Below are 18,307 nucleotides of genomic sequence, written 5' to 3'. Positions count from 1 at the left end.
GGGCCGGGTTCTCTTGCAGAAGCGTTAATGAGTTCGGCGCGCCCAATTCTGCACGAGATGTCACGCGCCGATGACCAAGTTTCTTGAGAAACGTTCGCGAGTTCAAGCGTCGACTTGGCTGACGGCTTCGGCGTGCGCTGAACTGCAAGACCTTATGCGTTCAGCCGCAAGATCTGCTTAAGGCAACATTTATCGTCGTTATGAGACACCAGTCCAACCCAGCAAGTTTGCGAGATTTCGATGCCAACAGTCCTTGTCATTTCTTCCAGCCCATCCGAGAAGTCGAAAACCGCGACCTTAGCGCAGTATGTCACAGACCATTTGTCGTCGATCGCTATGGATGCTCGGCACCTGCGACTGCGAAATTTGCCACCGGCGGCGCTCGTCCGGGCCGATACGAGCGATCCGGCTATTGCTGAGGCTGCGGCGCTTGTGAAATCCGCCGACGGCGTCGTGCTCGTCACGCCAACGTATAAGGCGTCTTACTCTGGACTGTTGAAGGTATTTCTCGATCTGCTTCCGCAATACGCGCTCGCCGGCAAAGCCATACTTCCATTGGCAACCGGGGGAACCTTAGCGCATGCGCTCATGCTCGATTACGCCTTGCGGCCTGTCCTTCATTCGCTCGGCGCGCGTCACTGCGTTCAGGGCCACTTTGTCATAGAAAGCGTAATTGATCCGGCCTCTCGGGAGCCGATCACAGACAAACGTTATGGGGACATGCTTGCAGAGGTGATCGGCCAGTTCGATGGCGCGGTAAATTACGCCAGGAAGGCAGCTTGAGAGCCGCTGCCTCGATAAGGCGTTCGTGAAGTATACCCTGAGCGAAGGCGGCGGAGGGTTGACGCATCCCCTCCGCCACTTGGCGCCCCCGTCTTAGAACGCCACAAGGTTCTCTTTCAGCGTCTTGCCCGTGTATTCGGTGCGAACCAATCCCTTGCGCTGCAGAGCGGGAACGAGCCCGTCGCACACCTCGATGATCGTGCGGCGGTTGGTGGATTGTACGGGCGTCGTGATGAGGAACCCGTCACCGCCGACTTGCGCCATGGCGTCAGCCATCTTATCCGCGACCTGCTCTGGCGTGCCGATGAGCTCTACCGAACCGACAATGCCACCGGAGGCTTCCACGACAAGCTGACGGAGGGTTTTGTTCGATCCCCACTGTTGGAACATGTCGAGTGAGCCTTGCTCGCCGTTCGTGCGGAGTTTCTCCGGCAACGGCTTATCGAGCTCGTACTTCTTGAAGTCGATATCGGTAATTGCCGATATGAGGGCGAGGCACTGTTCGAGGAATACGGGATCGGAAGACTTGCGCTTGGCCTTGGCAAACGCTTCTTCTTCCGTCTCGGCGAGGATGGGAGCGATCAGGAAGAGCACCTTGATGTCATCCGGATTACGTCCGTGGGCTTTTGCGCGCGCCCGTATGTCGTCCCGGTACTCCTTCATTTTCTCGATGCCTGGCGCAACCGCGACGATGGCATTCGCATGCTTCGCAGCAAAGTCGCGTCCCTTCGGCGAGCCGCCGGCTTGCACGAGTGCCGGAACGCCCTGCGGTGACCGAACAGTGTTGAGCGGCCCACGGCACTTGAAATACTTTCCTTCGAAGTTGACCGTGTGCACCTTTTTGTAATCGGCATACGTGCCGGTTGCGCGATCGCGAACGACGGCATCGGGCTCCCACGAATTCCAAAGTTTATAGCAAACGTCCATGTACTCATCCGCCATTTCGTAGCGAAGCTCACGTGGCGGGAGAGCATCCATTCCGAAATTCTGCGCCGCGGCGTTCTCCGCCGATGTGACGATGTTCCAGCCGAAGCGACCGCCGGCGATGCTGTCGACGGTCGACGCGAGACGCGCCAGCAAAAAGGGAGGATATGACAAGGTCGACATCGTTGCGACGACGCCGATATGCTTCGTTGCCGCGCTGATCATCGCCGCAAGAGGGACGGGGTCATGCTTCGGGGAAAATCCGAGCGCATGTTTCAGAGAGATCTCGGCTGTCCCACCGTAGGATTCTGAAATCGCGAGTTTGTCTTCGAACATGATGTAGTCGAAGCACGCACGCTCCAACGACTGCGCCATTTCAACGTAGAACTTGCCGTCCCAAGGTGCACCGCCGTTGGAGAATGGTCCGTTCCACTCATCGGACGTGAAGTTCGTGAACCAGCCAAGATGGAAGGGCTTTGCAGGCATTTATCAGTATCTCCTTGCGACGCTGCCGTCGAATAGCTCGCCTCTGTATCGAGCAGGATTAGAGCTACTGGCGGATCGTCCCAATGAGATTCTGCGCACTCTACGCTAATCGACAAAAGATCATTCTCGCTTCAAAAAATGCGCGCTAATTTCGCCCGCGCTGAAGCATGTCGACTACGGAAGGACTCTTCGTGTTGCGCTCCCACGACGCGAGCGACTGATGCCGTTCCTTGTCTGTTTGGCCCCTCAGATCGACATCGCGAACGAGCGTCGCGCCGAACGCGTCCGGCGCCTGAGGATCGCGTCTGACCTTCCCGAATTCAATGACGCGCGTGCCCAATGAGAAGCCTTCGTCCAAATCGTGGGTGACCATGAATACGGTCATGCCCCGGTCTTTCCAAAGTTCCAGCATCAACGAGTGAATTTGGGCTTTGGTCGGAGGGTCCAACGCGCCGAAGGCTTCATCGAGCAGCAGAATCTTGGGTTGGCAGAGAAGAGCTTGCGCGATTGCCAAACGCTGCTGCATGCCACCGGACAATTGAGCGGGATAATGGTTCAGGACATGGCCGAGGCCAACGCGGCCCAAGATTTCGGTTGCAGCGTTTCGAGCGCGACCACGCTTCCCACCAAAGAGATGCCCGCTGAACTTCGCCTCGGCGAGTTCCACCCCCAGCATCGCATTGCCGAGAACCGTCAGGTGAGGGAAGACGGAATACCGCTGGAAGACAATGCCGCGGTCCCTCGCTGGCTCCGAGGCGATTCTGACTCCATCGATCAGAATTTCGCCGCGGGTAATAGGCTCCATCGAAAGGAGTAGACGGAGGAAAGTCGTCTTCCCGCAACCCGATGGTCCGACAAGAACGCAAAACTCTCCGCTCTGGATCTCGAAGTCCAACCGCTCCAGCACGGTGACGTCGCCGTATTCCTTCCAGACGTTCTTGATCGATATTTGGCTCATCAGATCGATGCCCTCGCCCACGGGAACAATCGTTGGCTGAGAACTCTAAGTCCCAAATCCATGAGGAATGCGAGTGCCGCTATCCACGCGACGTAAGGGATGATGATGTCCATCGCCAGATATCTTCGGACGAGAAAAATGCGGTAGCCAAGACCGTCCGTCGACGCGATCGCCTCGGCGGCGATAAGAAACAGCCACGCGGGCCCGATCGAAAAGCGAAGCCCGTCAAGCGCGCGTGGAAGCATTTGCGGCAGAACGATCCGCACGATGATTTGAAACGTCGATGCTCCCATCGTTTGAGCCTTCACCAACAGCTCGTATGGCATCTGCTCGATGCGCAATGCCAGCTCGCGAATGAGATATGGCGCAACGCCCAGGATGATGAGGACAATCTTGGAAAGCTCGTCGAGCCCTAAGGCGATGAATAGGATTGGGAGAAGTGCGAGGGGCGGCACCAGTGACAGTGCGGCGACGAATGGATTAGCCAGAGAGGCAGCGTAGGGGATCAGTCCCAAAGCAATGCCAAATACGATTGCAATGACGAATGAAGCGCCCATTCCCCACGCGAGTCTCTTCAGGCTGGAAAGAGTGTCGGCCCAAAACAGATAGTTGCCGGTGCGGACGTCCGGGGTGAAGGCAAGTTGGCCGATTGCCGACCACATCGAACCGAAGGAAGGCAGGAGCTTGTCATTGGGATTTTCGTGCAGTCGTATGTCCGAGCAGATGACATACAGGATGAGGACCGCGCCGAATGGCACCAACCCGAGGAAGCGTGTGATCCTCGGGTTGGGCTTTTTATTGATGATGCGAGTCAACTCACAACTTTCCTTCTGCAGCCATCGCTGTGAAGGTCGTGTTGAAGCGGAACTTGATGTTGTTGGGATCGCCAATCGTTGATCCATCCGGGAATTGGATTCCGACGACGTCCTTCGACTTTGCGTTTTGACCCAGCAGTCCGTGATCGAATGAGAAAGAGCGGACCAGTTCCATCGTCTTCTTCAAAGAAGCGGAGTCCTGGAACTTGAGTGCATCAGCCGGCGTGTTGAACATGTAGGTCATGGCGAGTTGCGCCTTGAATCCCGCGGCATCGGTGCCAGACGCCGCCGCCATCGATGCGATGGCCTTTTCCGCTTCCGGCGTCCCGGAATTCATCAAAGCCAACATCTCGTACCAAGCGCCTGTGAGTGCTTTGCCCAGAGCGGGATTGTCTTTTAGCGTTTCCGAATTCACGGTCATGACGTCCATGATCTCGCCGGGAATCTGGGAGCTATCGAATACGGAGGTAGCGCCGGGCACTTTCTTGATGTCGCTCAACATCGGGTTCCAGCTTACGATGTTCTGAATTTCGTTCGAGCCGGTGAATGCAGCGACCGAGTCGCTTTCGGATGTGTTGACGGTCGTCACATCGCGCTCTGTCAGGCCGACGCTGCTCAGCGCACGGGCAAGCAGATAATGCGACACGGAGAACTCGACGAGATTGACTTTCTGTCCCTTGAGGTCGGCAACGGATTTGCCGGTTTTCAGAACCATGCCGTCGTTGCCGTTCGAGTAATCACCCATGATCAGGATGGTCGTGTCGACGCCGCCCGCAGCCGGGATCGTCAGCGTGTCCATGGTCGCCATGGCGCATCCGTCAAACTTGCCGGCTGTGTATTGGTTGATGGATTCGATGTAGTCGTTGAGTTGGACGAGTTCGATGGTGATGTTGTACTTGTCCGCCCACTTCTTCAAAATGCCCTGGTCTTTTAGATAACCCCACGGCATCCACCCCGCGTAGATCGACCATGCGACCCGAAAGTGATCCTTCTTTTCGGCACGCGCCGGCGTCAAAGAGAAGGCCAAGCATGCTGTGATAGCGATGAAGGTCGTGAGGAAGCGCTTGTACATCGATGTTTCCTGGGTTGCCTCAATCGAGAATTGATACACATGTCCAGCAAGCCGCCGGCGATGCCGAACAGCCAAGATGGCTCGGGTATTTGGGAAGTCGTGGTGTGCTTTGTCCGATTGGCGAGACCATCGTCTCAGGTGCCGGTCGACTTGGTTGACACGATAGCAGTCTGACCGGCGTCAACTTGCAAATGAGTGCACAAACCATTGCGCGATAGTGCACCGCTGAGTTTTGAATTTGCCGAACGAACGCCCCGGCCGGCATGTCAAATGAGAATGAACGCGCAGCATCGGTGAGCTCGCGAGCAGTTGGCGGCCGCGCACTCGATCGGACAGTAATTTGCGATGCTAAGGGATGATCGGTGAGCACTTGTTCAGTGTGTCTTGTACTGCGGTCGCGCGCATTTCTCGCGGTGTCATTCCATAACGCGATTTGAAGTGCCGGCTGAATTGAGCTTGATCGCTGAAGCCCCACCGATATGCGATCTCGCTTATGCGCTCCCGTCGATTTGTTTCCGAAAGTTGCGCCCGGCAAGCCTCCAGCCGCATGTCCCTGATCCAATGCGCTATCGAGGTCCCGCTCCCTTGAAAAAGCGTGTGCAGGTAGCGCACGGAGATATTGCAGGCGCCCGCAATCATCTCGAGCGAAAGGTTGGGATTGCCGATGTTTTGCTTCACGAAGCGCTCGACGCGGCTCAGGTGCGCGCGTTGCACCGAAGATTGGGAGCTATTCACCGCTCGATTGTGCGACTCGATCGCAAGGACGAGAAGCTCGATGAAAGTATTGCCGACCCCTTCCGCCGAGCGGTCATCCGAAAATCCAAACCGGTGAGGCACTTGCTGCACCATGTCGAACAAGAGGCCGCCGACGCCTGAATCCCCATCGAATAGTCTTCCGTAGAAGGGATCTAGGGATCGGATGTGCCTTTTGACGGATGCGAGAGGTATCTTGAGCACCCAAATTTCGTTGCTGTCGGTTTGCAGAAAATCCGAGGGTTCTCGGCCCTTTTCGATGAAGAACTGCTTCTTCGGACATTGAAGCCGAATGCCGTCTTGCTCGAAGCAGACGTCGGAATGCGATGAGAAGGAAACCAGAATATTCTCTTCGTGATCGCTTTGGACGTGGCCGACTCTTCTAATGTAACGGACCGAATCTGTGCGCATCCACGTCAGCGACGCAGTTCCAAGGTCCCAACTTCTCAAGATTGCGTTGAAGCTGTCTGGATGCCGAAACGACGCTTCGAACGGCAAGATAATTTGGGATACGGCTTCCTGCCATGACCGGGCCCGTTGCGGCAGAGGCGTGCTTTGGACTGAGAATTCCCGATACATCCGTCATCTTGCAAAATGAGCTTCGACGGAAGGTGGTGCAACTTCGATGCCAGATGGGCAAACGTCAGGAATACTGCGTGAACCGGGGCCCCTTCTGGCGCGGCTCCGCCAGATCAGTAGAAGCTCATCTCTTCGGCTGCTCGAAATTTTGGCGGATCGCGAGAATTTCGCGCTTTCGTAACAGACCCCGCACGCGCGTCGCACAGTCGGCAAAGTGTGGGCGGCGCGCGTGCGTTTGATCGCTAAGCGTCTTCAAGCGAAAAATCGTAGTCGGAAACGATTTTTGACTCGAGGAATTCTTCAATCCCCCAGACGCCGCCCTCGCGCGCTCGCCCGGATTGCTTCATGCCGCCGAAAAACGACCCGGCTCCACGGGACTTTCCGTTCATCTCCACCATTCCGGCCTTCAGCTTGAGCGCAAGACGGTTTGCCCTTCGCGCGTCGCCGGTTTGCACATAGTTGGTAAGGCCATAAGGCGTATCGTTAGCGACGCGGACGGCCTCATCCTCGGTGTCGAACGGGATCATTGCCATCACGGGGCCGAAAATCTCCTCGCGTTCGATCGTCATGCCGGGCTTAACGTCGGCGAAGATTGTGGGTTTGACGAAGTAACCCCGATTGAAGCCCTCCGGCAGGCCTAAGCCTCCACAGACCAGCCTTGCACCCTCCTCCAAACCTTTCTGGATGTAGCCCTGGACTTGATCCCATTGCCGCTTGTTGACCAGCGGTCCTATGTGGGGGCCGTGTTCATCGGCAGGCCCAACTTTGATCGACTCCGCAGTCGCGACAGCTTTTTCAATCGCCTGCACATACACGCTGCGTTCGACGAGCATTCGCGAAGGCGCGTTGCAGGATTGGCCGCAATTTTCCATCATCCGGCGTACGCTGCGCGCGACCGCTTGCTCGTCGGCGTCGGCGAAAACGAGATTTGCGCCTTTACCACCAAGTTCGAGGGCGACGCGCTTGAGCGTGTCGGCCGCGGCTCGAGTGATCGCCTTGCCGGCTCGCGTCGACCCGGTGAAAGAGATCATCTCGACGTCCGGGTGGGTCGAAAGTTGGGTGCCAACGCCCTCACCGTCCCCGTTGACCAGGTTGAAGACCCCGGCCGGAACGCCCGCATCATGGCAAAACTCGGCGAACAGCATGGCATTGAGCGGCGCTTCTTCGGACGGCTTCAAAACGCAACAGCAGCCGGCCAGCATCGCCGGGATTGCTTTCAGCGCGATTTGATTGACCGGCCAGTTCCAAGGCGTAATGAGGCCGACGACGCCAATCGGCTCCAGCGTCACCGCAACCCGGCGCGCGTGGGGGCCGAGCGGCCTGATCCATTCGATCTTATCGAACGCCTTGAGAAAATTACCGGTATGCCACGGCAGGCAGGGTGCTTGGTCGGAGAGCGCAAAATCGATCGGCGCGCCCATCTCCATCGCAATAACGGAAGCATACTCGGCAAGCCGTGCTTCGTACTGCTCGAGAATGCGCGACACGATTCGCGCACGCTCGCTTGGCGGTGTCGCGGCCCAGGCGGGTAATGCCGCTTTTGCCGCCGCAACAGCCGCGTTTGTGTCTTCTTGAGAGCCGAGCGAGATGATCGCGCACGGTTCCTCGGTCGAGGGATTGATGACCTCGAAGTCGCGAGGACGCGAGGGAGAGCACCAGGATCCGTTGATGTAAAATTCCCGCCTGATGATCATGAAGTCCGCTCTCCGATTGAAATCCGGTCTGACCGGCAACGCATTGCGCAACCGATCGCATTCTGCGTTCATCGACGGACGCGGACGGATCGTCAACCGGTATTGCGCAACGCGCCCTCGTGCATGTTGCCGAGGAGGCTGCGGACATTGGGTTCAGTACAGGGTATGGGATTGGTTCCGGACGTCGGGTCGCAGACCGCACGCGCCGCGATTTCTCAAATCGTGTCGGTTCGACAGCGACGGGGTTGGTGAGGCCATGATGGGCAATCGTTAGCCAGCGAGCGGCCTCGTGCTTGATCCCTTCCGGGCAAGAATAGACTCAGCACAATTGCCTCCCATCCTCTGTCCAAAGATGCGAGGCAATGCACGGAAAGAAATTCATCGTACGGTCATTTTAGCAGACCGTAAGGCATGGTTCATCCGCCCCTGCAAACCTGATAGCGATGCCACATGCGTCCCGAGCCCGTCTCAATTGCGGCTTGGCGCAAGCCCGCACAATCTCTCGAACCGCGGAAGCCCATCGTTGCCTGATGGGAATGCACAACTTTACCGAACTCCGGATGTGTCGCAGCCCAGATATCGGCAGGTCCAGGGTTGCCGTCAGCCAAGCCCAGATAGTTCGCATTCGCGATGGGTGCAGCTACGGCGAGGAGTGCAAGAGAACCGACCGCGGCGGCGATGTGTTTTGAAGTGATTTTCATGGGTCAACTCCATTAAACTACAGCGCACGAACCCCGGCGCTGCATCCGAGGCCACCCAAGATTTGGATATGTGGATGGAACTGAGCCCGCAAATAGACTGCTCGACCTAGCCAGTTGGTGCTTAACAGTTGGCGCGAACCAGCGTGTCTGGATGTTGCCTTTACGGGACGGCCCGCGTCGAACATTCACGACAGCGCATCGTTGCCGTAGACGAGGTCGCAAATCGCGCGCTTGAAGTGGTCGGCACGCAAATGATTTTGCTGGCCTCTTAAGCGGGCTATATCGACCTCAAATCTGCGCAGGAAGGGGCTCGGCTATGTCAACCGATCCGAACGCGACTGAAACGACTGCTGATATCGTCAGTCCTCCCAATGAAGTCGCGGCTGCGTCGCCATCTTCGGCGGGGTTCTTCGCAAGATTGGGACCCGGGTTGGTCACGGGTGCCGCCGATGATGACCCGAGCGGCATCGCGACCTACAGCCAGGTCGGAGCGCAATTCGGCTATGGCCTTGCGTGGACCATGTTGTTCAGCTTTCCACTGATGACCGCCATCCAGGCAATCGCCGCAAGGATCGGCTGCGTAACCGGCCACGGCATCGCGCACAATTTGCGACGCCACTATTCACCGTGGCTGCTCCGCAGCGTTGTCTTTCTGTTGCTCGTGGCGAACGTGATCAACCTCGGTGCCGACCTTGGCGCCATGGGTGCTGCATTAGGTTTGCTGATCGGCGGCCAGGAACGCGTCTACACCGTGTTGTTCGGCATCGTGTGCATTCTACTCGAGACGTTCGTCAGCTACGCCAGGTACGCATCCGTGCTCAAATGGGCCACGCTCTGCTTGTTCACGTATGTGGGCGTCGCTTTCACAGCACATGTGCCGTGGGGAACGGCCCTCCTCGGAACGTTTGTTCCGCATTTCGAATTTGATGGTCCCCATGCCATGGCTCTCGTCGCTGTTCTTGGCACGACGATCAGCCCATATCTGTTTTTCTGGCAAGCGGGACAGGAAGTGGAAGAGCTGCATCGGCGTCACGTCAAGCCCCTATGTGTCACGCCGCGAGATGCGGGTCCGGAGCTTTCGCGCATTCGCATCGACACGATGGTTGGAATGGGCGTGTCGAACCTTATCGCCCTGTTCATCATCTTCGCGACGGCCGCGACATTGAACGCCACCGGCGTGACCGATATTCAAACCTCCTCGCAAGCGGCGGAAGCACTGCGGCCGGTAGCGGGCGAATTCACGTTTGCCCTCTTTGCGATCGGGATCATTTCAACAGGCATGCTGGCCGTACCGGTACTTGCCGGTTCGGCGGCCTATGGTGTGAGCGAGCTTTTCTCCTGGAGGCAAGGTCTGAATTACAAGCTACAAGAAGCAAAGGCGTTCTATGCGACGATAGCGATTGCAACGCTCGGCGGGGTGTTGCTGAATTTCACGTCCATCGATCCCATCAAGGCGCTGTACTGGACCGCAGTGGTCAATGGAATTTTGGCAGCGCCGCTCATGGCCGTGATGATGGTGATGGCGATGAACCCACACATCATGGGGCGGCTAACGCTTCCGCGCCCGTTGCTCATAATCGGCTGGATCGCAACCGTCGCAATGGCGCTTGCAACACTGGTATTCCTGTTGATCTGACGCCGCATCGAAACGACGGAGCGCGCTCCTGTGTTCGGCGGCGGCAATTTTCACTTCATCCTCGAACAACCCCGTGGATGAGGAAAAATAAGTACATTATGATCCCACGAGTCATGCGATTGCCGTCCTCAACAAGCGGCAACCGCCTCGCGGCACTACACAAGCACTCAGGGTTGGAAATGATCGTCTCGCACCGTCACAAGTTCATTTTTGTCAAAACGGGCAAGACGGGCGGCTCAAGCGTGGAGATGCAGCTCTCCCTTTTCTGCGGCCCTGAAGACATCGTCACGCCAGGCATGGAAGCCAAGGATCCAAAATACGCGCAATTCTTGGAATCTCGCAGGCCGCGCAATTTGCGAATCCCGCTTCACCGGGCTGCGTACGTGTCTCTGCCGATCCCTCCGTTCGTTCCGCTGGAAAAGCACCATCGTCCCCGCGTGACCTTCTATGATCACATGCCGGCGTTCCGGATTCAGCGCGGGTTGCCGAAAAAAATTTGGAACGAGTATTTCAAGTTCACCGTCGTGCGTAATCCCTACGACCGGGCGATAAGCCAGTATTTCTGGAACAACCGGAAAACGTCGGATCACACCAAGGAGAGGGTCAACGACTATATTCTCCACAAGATCCCGCCTGTCATGCTGACCAACTGGTTCATGTATGCTTCGGGGCAAAATGTGCTGGTCGACCACTTCATTCGTTACGAAGAACTTGAGTCCGGTCTCCGCGCGACCCTCGATCGATTGGGCATCAAAGAGCCGCTCGCGCTGCCCGACGCCAAGGCGGGGCTGCGCCCGCGCACGGCGAGCCATCGGGATTATCTAAACCCGGCCGCGCGCGCTTATGTCGAGAAGCACGCAAAGGCTGAAATCGACTACTTTGGATATGAATGGTGAGGCGTTAGCAACTCTCGGGGATTTTTTCCCGCCGGATCTAACGCATGCGCTACCTTCGGCAACGAACGAGAAGATGAGAATTATTTTTCCTCTTTCCGGCCGGAAGTTGTGGCCGATCCGTCATAGCCACCGAAATATCCGGTTTCTCGTCGGTCAAATAGTTCGCGACGACCGATTTGCAGCTAGCCTGTCCCTCCGAGCACTAGGGGAGACAGATGCAGAGAGCGCAATCTCATAAACTTGAAGTGGAAGCGCCGAATCGATCCTCGCGCAAAGCGGGTAACTTACAGTGGCAGGATTCTGCCATCACCAAGGTGCATCGCTCCGATCTGAAGGCACAGCGGGCATGCTGCATTTGGTTCACCGGCCTATCGGGCGCGGGCAAGACGACGCTGGCAAACCTTCTCGATGAGACGCTCTACGCATCCGGCCGCCATACGTTCGTGCTGGATGGAGATTGTTGCCGCAACGGCCTCTGCAGCGATCTCGATTTTTCGTCCGAAGACCGGATGGAGAATGTCCGCAGAATCTCCGAAGTCGCGAAGCTGATGGTTGACGCGGGACTGATCGTGATCGTCTCGCTGATCTCGCCGCTCATCGAGCAGCGACAGAAGGCAAGAGAGCTTTTCGATCAGGATGAATTCATCGAGGTCTATCTCGATACGCCTTTGGCAACGTGCGAAAGGCGAGACGCGAAGGGTCTGTACAAGAAGGCGCGTCAAGGCCTCATCCCGAACTTCACGGGCATTTCGTCCGCATACGAACCACCTAAAAATCCGGAAATTGTTCTGAACGGCTCGAACTGCCCGGACGAGCTTGTGGATCGGATTCTGCGGTTCTTGGGAGAGCGCTCCGAACGCCCGACGCAGGTCAGCGCTTCCCGCTCATCATAACAGCGCACGAAGGGCAACGATGCCCTTGCCCTGCATTCGGAACACTGGCCGCGCCTCATCATTGAGACGCGTCATGCCCGCGCGAGAGGCCGCCATCCTAGGAAGCTCAAAATCCCCGGATGTTGTTTACCGCGATGCTCATGCAAATTGAGATCTAGGGACGGAGCCACCGCTCACGGTAAACCGCGAGTACTATGCGAGCCGGCGAGCGCGATCCGGTGCGAGAAAGGGATCCGTCGATCCGCAAACTGATCATCCCAGGGCGGAGCCGCGTTAAATAAGCGCCATCATGGTCGACATCGGCGACTGAAATCCCAAGATTATCCGGATGCGGAATGTTTCTCGGCCGTGTGCGGACGGAAAATGTGAAACGACGTCCGACGGAACAGCCGTCCTGAACCGTCGTTTATTCGAGGCGGGCTGTCCGTCTCACAACTTCTCCGCTGCCACGCATGGAGCAGTCGTGTTGAGGTCGCTCGTTAAGACGTTTATCTGGCTGGTTTTCTTGGCGGGCTTGGCTGGCGGCGGCTATTGGGTCTGGCAGCATCACCGCGCCGAAACACGGACGGTGGAAAAAAATCCGGACGAGCGCGTGCCCGTCACGGTCGCGACCGCAGAGACAAGAAACTTCCCGGTCTATTTTGACAGCCTCGGTACGGCGCAGGCCTGGAATATGGTGACGGTTCGCTCGCGCGTTGACGGCGAGATCACCAAGGTCGCCTTCGACGAGGGCCAGTTCGTCAAAGCTGGGGATCTTCTGATCCAGATTGACCCGAGGCCATATCAGGCCGCTCTCGATCAGGCCGTCGCCAAGAAGGCGCAGGACGAAGCCAACCTTGCCAACCTGAAGCGCGATCTCCAGCGTTTCGAGAAAGTCGGCACCCTCGCGACCACGCAACAGCAGATCGACACGCAACGGTCGAACATCACGCAGCAGGAGTCGCTCCTCAAGGCGGATGCCGGAGCAATTGCAAATACAGAGGTTCAGGTCGTCTACACGACCATCAAGGCCCCGATCTCCGGCCGCGTCGGTTTTCGTCTCGTCGATCAGGGCAACATCATCCACGCGGGAGACACGGGCGGCGTCGCGACCATCGCGCAAATCCAGCCGATCGCCGTGATCTTCACGGAGCCGGAAGAGCGTCTCCCGCGCATCCTCGATGAGCTGAAGCACGGACCGTTGTCCGTCACCGCATTCACGTCAGACGGCAAGCAGGAACTCGCCAAGGGGCAGCTTTCGCTCGTCGATAACCAAGTCGACACGACCACCGGCTCGATCAAGCTGAAGGGAAGATTCCCGAACACCGAAATGACTCTTTGGCCCGGACTGACCGTCGCGACGCGCCTGCTGATCACGACGGAAAAGAATGTCGTCGTTATTCCCGATGCCGCTGTCCAGCGCGGGCCCGATAAAATGTTCGCCTATGTCGTCGGGCCCGGCAGAAAGGCCGAACGGCGCGATCTCGTCGTCGGCGAAATCCAGGATGGCCAAGCTGTCATCAAGAGCGGCGTGAAGGCCGGAGAGCAGGTCGTTACCGCCGGATATTATCGCCTGGAACCCGGCTCGACGGTCGAGCTGCCGGACGATCGGAAAAAGGAGGAGCAGAAACAGAAAGCAACGCCTCCGGGCGGCCCGGTATCCGAATCCAAGCACACCGTGCTGGAGGCCGAGTGACATGGCGACCGGCGGCGTATCTGGCATCTTTATCCGTTATCCGATCGGCACCTCGCTCATCATGGTGGGCATTCTGTTCGTCGGCGTCGTCTCGTTCCTGAACCTGCCGGTCGCGCCGCTGCCGCAGATCGACTTCCCGACCATCCAGGTCTCCGCCACGCTTCCCGGCGCCAGCCCTGAAACGATGGCGTCGAACGTGGCGCAACCGCTCGAGCGCCAGTTTGCGCAGATACCCGGAGTCACTCAGACAACGTCGACCAGCGGCCTCGCCGTCACAACGGTCGTCGTGCAGTTCGATCTCAATCGCGATATCGACGGCGCCGCCAACGACATCCAGGCGGCCATTAATGCCGCCAGCGGCCAGCTGCCGCAAAATCTGCCTCAGCCGCCGATCTATCGGAAGGTCAATCCGGCAGACAGCCCCATTTTGATCCTGTCCGCGTCGTCCGACGAAATGCCCCTGACAGCGGTCGACGACAACGCCGACACCAAGCTCGCGCAGCAGATCAGCCAGATCACTGGCGTCGGACAGGTGACGATCGGTGGCGAGCAGAAGCCGGCGATCCGCATTCAATTGGATCCCGCCAAGCTCTACGCGCGCAACCTTACTCTTGAAGAGGTCCGCATCCCGCTGTCGATCACGACGGTCAACAGTCCTAAGGGTTCGCTCGACAGCACCAATCGCGGCTACACGATCTACACCAACGACCAGCTGACGGACGCGAAGTCATGGGACGATGTGATCCTCGCCTACCGCAACGGCAGTCCGATCCGCGTTCGCGATGTGGGTAAGGCCATCCGCGGCCCCGAGGATGCGAAAAAGGCCGCGTGGACGAACGGCAAGCGTGGCGTGTTTCTCATCGTATTCAAGCAACCCGGTGCGAACGTCATCGAAACCGTGGACCGCATCAAAGCCCAATTGCCGCGCCTTCAGGCTTCGATGCCGAAGGCGATCAAAATCGAAATTCTGAGCGATCGGACGGAAACGATCCGCGCGTCCGTCGCCGATGTGGAATACACGCTTCTCCTTTCGGTCGCGCTCGTCGTCGCGGTTATCTTCGTGTTTTTGCGCAGCTTGTGGGCGACCGTCATTCCGAGCGTCACCGTTCCCCTCGCGCTGTTCGGCGCCTGCGCTCTGATGTACGTCATGGGCTACAGCCTCGATAATCTTTCGCTCATGGCCCTGACGATTTCCGTTGGCTTCGTCGTCGATGACGCCATCGTCGTCCTGGAAAACATCGTCCGCTACGTCGAGTACGGCGACAAACCTTTCGATGCGGCGATGAAAGGCGCCGAGGAGATCGGCTTCACCGTCATCTCGATCAGCGTTTCGCTTGTTGCCGTCTTCATCCCGCTATTGCTCATGAGCGGCATCATCGGCCGCATCTTTCGTGAGTTTGCCGTCACTGTTACGATGACGATAGCGGTTTCCGCCTTCGTTTCGTTGACGCTGACGCCGATGATGGCATCGCGGTTTTTAAAGAGCGAAAAGGACGTCAAGCACGGCTGGCTTTACAATCTGAGCGAACGCGGCTTCGCAGCGATGCTCAATGGCTATACCCGCGGCCTCGACTTTGTACTCCGCCATCAGTTCTTCACGCTGATGACGTTTTTCGCGACGCTCGCGCTCACAGCCTATCTCTTCATCGAGATCCCGAAGGGCTTCTTTCCTCAGCAGGATACGGGCCTCATTACCGGCATCTCCGAAGCGGCCCAGGATATTTCCTTCCAGGCTATGCTTAGCCGCCAGGAGAAGATTGGCGACGTGGTCGCAAGCGATCCCGCCGTCGCAACCGTCGCCATGGCCATCGGAGCCGGAGGCCCCACCTCCGCGCTTAACAGCGGCCGCGTCTACATAACCTTGAAGCCAAAGGGCCAGCGCGAGGCTTCGGCATTTGAAGTCATTCGCCGGCTTCAGCCGAAGCTTGCAAAAGTCGAAGGGGCGCGTCTCTTCATGCAAGCGGCGCAGGATGTGACCGTCGGCGGCCGCGCTTCGCGAACGCAGTTCCAGTATACGCTGCAGGATGCGAACGTGAATGAGCTGAACACATGGGCCCCGAGGGTTCTCAGTAAGCTCAAAACCTTGCCCGAACTTCGCGACGTAGCGACAGACCAGCAGCTTGCTGGAACGACGCTCACCGTCGAAATCAACCGCGACGAAGCCTCGCGCTTCGGGCTAACCCCTGATGCAATCGATGCGACGCTCTACGATGCATTCGGTCAGCGCCAAATCGCTCAGTATTACACGCAGCAGAACAGCTACCACGTCGTCATGGAGGTGCTGCCATCCATCCAGGGCGATTTGGGAAGCCTCGATAATCTCTATATTCGCTCGCCGACGACCGGCGGCCTCGTTCCGCTTGCGACCTTCGCGAGTTGGACAACGCGCCCAACCGCGCCGCTATCCATCTCTCATCAGGGGCAATTTCCCGCGGTCACGATCAGCTTCAACCTGGCGCCGGAAGTGTCCCTCGGCACCGCGACGAACGCGATCAAGGCAGCCGAACGCGAGCTTCGCCTTCCCGCGTCGATGCAGACGACATTCCAAGGCAACGCTCAAGCCTTCCAGCAATCGCTGATAACAATTCCGCTGTTGATCGCGGCCGCGCTCTTCGTAGTCTATCTTATCCTCGGCATCCTCTACGAAAGCTACATTCACCCGATCACGATTCTCTCCACGTTGCCGTCCGCCGGCGCAGGCGCGCTCGCGACGCTGATGATCTTTGGATACGATTTCAACCTGGTGGCGATGATCGGCATCATCCTGCTGATCGGCATCGTGAAAAAGAACGGCATCATGCTCGTCGACTTCGCCATTCATGCCGAACGAAACGAACATCTCTCGGCCCGTGAAGCGATCCGCAAGGCATCGCTGTTGCGCTTCCGGCCGATCATGATGACGACGCTCGCAGCGCTTCTCGGCGGTGTCCCGTTGATGCTGGGAACGGGAACAGGCGCGGAAATTCGTCAGCCCTTGGGCTACGCGATGGTCGGCGGCTTGGCCATTAGTCAGGTTCTGACGCTGTTCACGACGCCGGTCATCTTCCTCTACATGGATCGCCTGTCCGACTGGGTGACGCGCACCCCGCGTGAAAAGTCCGCCGCGCCGGCGCCGGGCAAAACCGAACATGCCGAGCCGCATGCGCCGCCACAAGGTGTGAAGGCCGCGGAAACCTAGGAGAAACCTAGGCGAAATCTAAGCGGCTTCAGCGACGGGCTCGTCGACGATCCTCGTCTCGGGCAACGCCAGCGTTACCAGGAGAAACGCGAACAATCCGATCATTGCGAGCGTCAGAAACGCGGCCGAAGTACCGAAGTGGAGCGCGATCTCGCCCGCGAGCGTCGTACTGATCGATGCGCCGACGCCCATCGCAACCCCGACGAATGCAAGTGCGAGATTGAAGTTGCCGGTATCACGGGTCACGTCGGCGACGGCGCCCGAAACGAGGACGCCAAGCGCCGTCGCCGATATGCCGTCGAGCAATTGGATGCTGACCATGGTTGTCGGATCAGAGCTGAAGGACATCAGGGCCGCGCGAACCGGGAGCGCCGCAAATCCCAACAACAGAAGCGGACGACGGCCGTGGCGATCGCCGTATCGGCCGAACCATGGGGAAATCAGCGCAACGATGAATTGAGGAACGATAATGCACAGCGCAACGAGAACGGTCGCGGACTCGCTCGAGCGTAACGTAATCAGGTTCGCGGCGAGGGGCAGCACGGCGGCATTGGAAAGATGGAAGAGAGCGACGGATCCCGCCAGGATGAGCAGCGGCCGCATACTCAGAAGAGTTTTCGCAGCGTGGACGAAGTGATATTCGGGCTCCGGTTTCGGCTCGAGCTCTTCGCGGTGAAAGTCCGCCGGGATGATCAGGTAGAGCGCCATCACGGCCGGAACCGTCATGGTCGCTGAAACGAAGAACACCGCTTGGCTCGATAAGTAATAGCCGATGCCCCCCATGCTCGCCGCTGCGAACATGCTGCCAAGCGAAGAAAAGCGGGCATTTCGCCCGAGACGTTCCCCGATGAGATTATGACCCACGAGTCCGAGGCTGATCGCGGCAAGCGCAGGCCCGATCACCACGCTCGCAACCGAGTGGATCACTTGCGCTAGAAAGACAGCGTAGAACGTCGGCCAGATCGCAATGGAGAGCGCCGTGGCGCCGACGATAAGGGTGCAAGCCGCAGCAAGCGTTCGTTCGCGTCCTACTGCATCGACCAGCGCGCCGCCGGGCAACTGGCCGAGAAGCGCAATGACGCTACCGGCTGTCAGCACGAGCCCGATATCGGCGTTCGTCCATTTTTCGGTCGTCAGATAAACGGTAAGGAATGGGCCAAAGCCGACCTGCGCGTCGGCCAGGAAGAATGCAAACCAGTCGACGCCGATTTGGCTTCTTTTAGAGGGCGCTTTGAAGCCGCGCATGGCTCAATCCGCGGCGCAA

14 protein-coding genes are annotated in these 18,307 nt (G+C 58.2%); 6 read left to right on the top strand and 8 right to left on the bottom strand.

From position 1 onward, the window contains the following. The first annotated feature begins 240 nt into the window (after window positions 1–240). Window positions 241–783, top strand: coding sequence for an NADPH-dependent FMN reductase (ssuE, locus tag BM399_RS13750; protein WP_092868357.1), 543 nt, complete (start codon window positions 241–243; stop codon window positions 781–783). A gap of 93 nt (window positions 784–876) precedes the next feature. Here the strand turns inward: ssuE and BM399_RS13745 are convergent, their stop codons facing one another. The 7 genes from BM399_RS13745 to BM399_RS13715 all read right to left on the bottom strand — a co-directional run bounded on the left by BM399_RS13745 (window position 877) and on the right by BM399_RS13715 (window position 8,765). Next, window positions 877–2,193, bottom strand: a complete 1,317-nt coding sequence (locus tag BM399_RS13745) for an NtaA/DmoA family FMN-dependent monooxygenase (protein WP_092868356.1) — start codon at window positions 2,191–2,193, stop codon at window positions 877–879. 145 nt (window positions 2,194–2,338) lie between these two features. Further along, window positions 2,339–3,151: an ABC transporter ATP-binding protein gene (locus tag BM399_RS13740; protein ID WP_092869096.1), complete on the bottom strand. Its 813-nt coding sequence runs from the start codon at window positions 3,149–3,151 to the stop codon at window positions 2,339–2,341. Further along, window positions 3,151–3,966, bottom strand: a complete 816-nt coding sequence (locus BM399_RS13735) for an ABC transporter permease (RefSeq protein ID WP_177228165.1) — start codon at window positions 3,964–3,966, stop codon at window positions 3,151–3,153. The genes BM399_RS13740 and BM399_RS13735 overlap by 1 nt, the downstream gene beginning before the upstream one ends. A gap of 1 nt (window position 3,967) precedes the next feature. Further along, window positions 3,968–5,038: a putative urea ABC transporter substrate-binding protein gene (locus BM399_RS13730; protein ID WP_092868354.1), complete on the bottom strand. Its 1,071-nt coding sequence runs from the start codon at window positions 5,036–5,038 to the stop codon at window positions 3,968–3,970. A gap of 348 nt (window positions 5,039–5,386) precedes the next feature. Beyond that, complete coding sequence (locus BM399_RS13725; RefSeq protein WP_092868353.1) at window positions 5,387–6,370, bottom strand: helix-turn-helix domain-containing protein; 984 nt, start codon at window positions 6,368–6,370, stop codon at window positions 5,387–5,389. A gap of 242 nt (window positions 6,371–6,612) precedes the next feature. Next, window positions 6,613–8,064, bottom strand: coding sequence for an aldehyde dehydrogenase family protein (locus tag BM399_RS13720; protein WP_092869095.1), 1,452 nt, complete (start codon window positions 8,062–8,064; stop codon window positions 6,613–6,615). Between the two features lie 416 nt (window positions 8,065–8,480). Beyond that, entirely contained in the window at window positions 8,481–8,765 is a 285-nt protein-coding gene (locus BM399_RS13715) for a hypothetical protein (protein WP_092868352.1), read from the bottom strand. Between the two features lie 316 nt (window positions 8,766–9,081). Here BM399_RS13715 and BM399_RS13710 point away from each other — a divergent pair, with 316 nt between their 5' ends. The 5 genes from BM399_RS13710 (at window position 9,082) to BM399_RS13690 (ending at window position 17,043) form a co-directional block, all read left to right on the top strand. After that, the gene (locus tag BM399_RS13710) at window positions 9,082–10,401 is read left to right on the top strand and encodes an NRAMP family divalent metal transporter (RefSeq protein WP_092868351.1); all 1,320 of its coding nucleotides are present in this window, start codon (window positions 9,082–9,084) and stop codon (window positions 10,399–10,401) included. A gap of 119 nt (window positions 10,402–10,520) precedes the next feature. Beyond that, complete coding sequence (locus BM399_RS13705) at window positions 10,521–11,297, top strand: sulfotransferase family 2 domain-containing protein (protein ID WP_177228164.1); 777 nt, start codon at window positions 10,521–10,523, stop codon at window positions 11,295–11,297. Window positions 11,298–11,512: 215 nt separating this feature from the next. Continuing rightward, window positions 11,513–12,190 carry an adenylyl-sulfate kinase gene (cysC, locus tag BM399_RS13700; protein ID WP_092868349.1) on the top strand — a complete coding sequence of 226 codons (678 nt, stop codon included), beginning with the start codon at window positions 11,513–11,515 and terminating at the stop codon, window positions 12,188–12,190. Window positions 12,191–12,656: 466 nt separating this feature from the next. Next, window positions 12,657–13,865, top strand: coding sequence for an efflux RND transporter periplasmic adaptor subunit (locus BM399_RS13695; protein WP_244531258.1), 1,209 nt, complete (start codon window positions 12,657–12,659; stop codon window positions 13,863–13,865). 1 nt (window position 13,866) lies between these two features. Beyond that, window positions 13,867–17,043, top strand: a complete 3,177-nt coding sequence (locus BM399_RS13690; RefSeq protein ID WP_092868347.1) for an efflux RND transporter permease subunit — start codon at window positions 13,867–13,869, stop codon at window positions 17,041–17,043. An 18-nt stretch (window positions 17,044–17,061) separates the two neighbouring features. On the opposite strand, the gene BM399_RS13685 is transcribed toward BM399_RS13690, so the two are convergent. Beyond that, complete coding sequence (locus BM399_RS13685; RefSeq protein WP_092868346.1) at window positions 17,062–18,288, bottom strand: MFS transporter; 1,227 nt, start codon at window positions 18,286–18,288, stop codon at window positions 17,062–17,064. Between the last annotated feature and the right edge of the window lie 19 nt (window positions 18,289–18,307).

Origin of the sequence: Hyphomicrobium facile (assembly GCF_900116175.1) — a bacterium.
Lineage (GTDB): Bacteria > Pseudomonadota > Alphaproteobacteria > Rhizobiales > Hyphomicrobiaceae > Hyphomicrobium_B > Hyphomicrobium_B facile.
Note: the sequence above shows the minus strand (reverse complement) of the source record. Positions and strands in the feature narration are given on the sequence as shown.

Coding starts and splice junctions, on each gene's coding strand:
- ssuE (WP_092868357.1), top strand. CDS start 241: ATGCCAACAGTCCTTGTCATTTCTTCCAGCCCATCCGAGAAGTCGAAA.
- BM399_RS13745 (WP_092868356.1), bottom strand. CDS start 2,193: ATGCCTGCAAAGCCCTTCCATCTTGGCTGGTTCACGAACTTCACGTCC.
- BM399_RS13740 (WP_092869096.1), bottom strand. CDS start 3,151: ATGAGCCAAATATCGATCAAGAACGTCTGGAAGGAATACGGCGACGTC.
- BM399_RS13730 (WP_092868354.1), bottom strand. CDS start 5,038: ATGTACAAGCGCTTCCTCACGACCTTCATCGCTATCACAGCATGCTTG.
- BM399_RS13725 (WP_092868353.1), bottom strand. CDS start 6,370: ATGTATCGGGAATTCTCAGTCCAAAGCACGCCTCTGCCGCAACGGGCC.
- BM399_RS13720 (WP_092869095.1), bottom strand. CDS start 8,064: ATGATCATCAGGCGGGAATTTTACATCAACGGATCCTGGTGCTCTCCC.
- BM399_RS13715 (WP_092868352.1), bottom strand. CDS start 8,765: ATGAAAATCACTTCAAAACACATCGCCGCCGCGGTCGGTTCTCTTGCA.
- BM399_RS13710 (WP_092868351.1), top strand. CDS start 9,082: ATGTCAACCGATCCGAACGCGACTGAAACGACTGCTGATATCGTCAGT.
- cysC (WP_092868349.1), top strand. CDS start 11,513: ATGCAGAGAGCGCAATCTCATAAACTTGAAGTGGAAGCGCCGAATCGA.
- BM399_RS13690 (WP_092868347.1), top strand. CDS start 13,867: ATGGCGACCGGCGGCGTATCTGGCATCTTTATCCGTTATCCGATCGGC.
- BM399_RS13685 (WP_092868346.1), bottom strand. CDS start 18,288: ATGCGCGGCTTCAAAGCGCCCTCTAAAAGAAGCCAAATCGGCGTCGAC.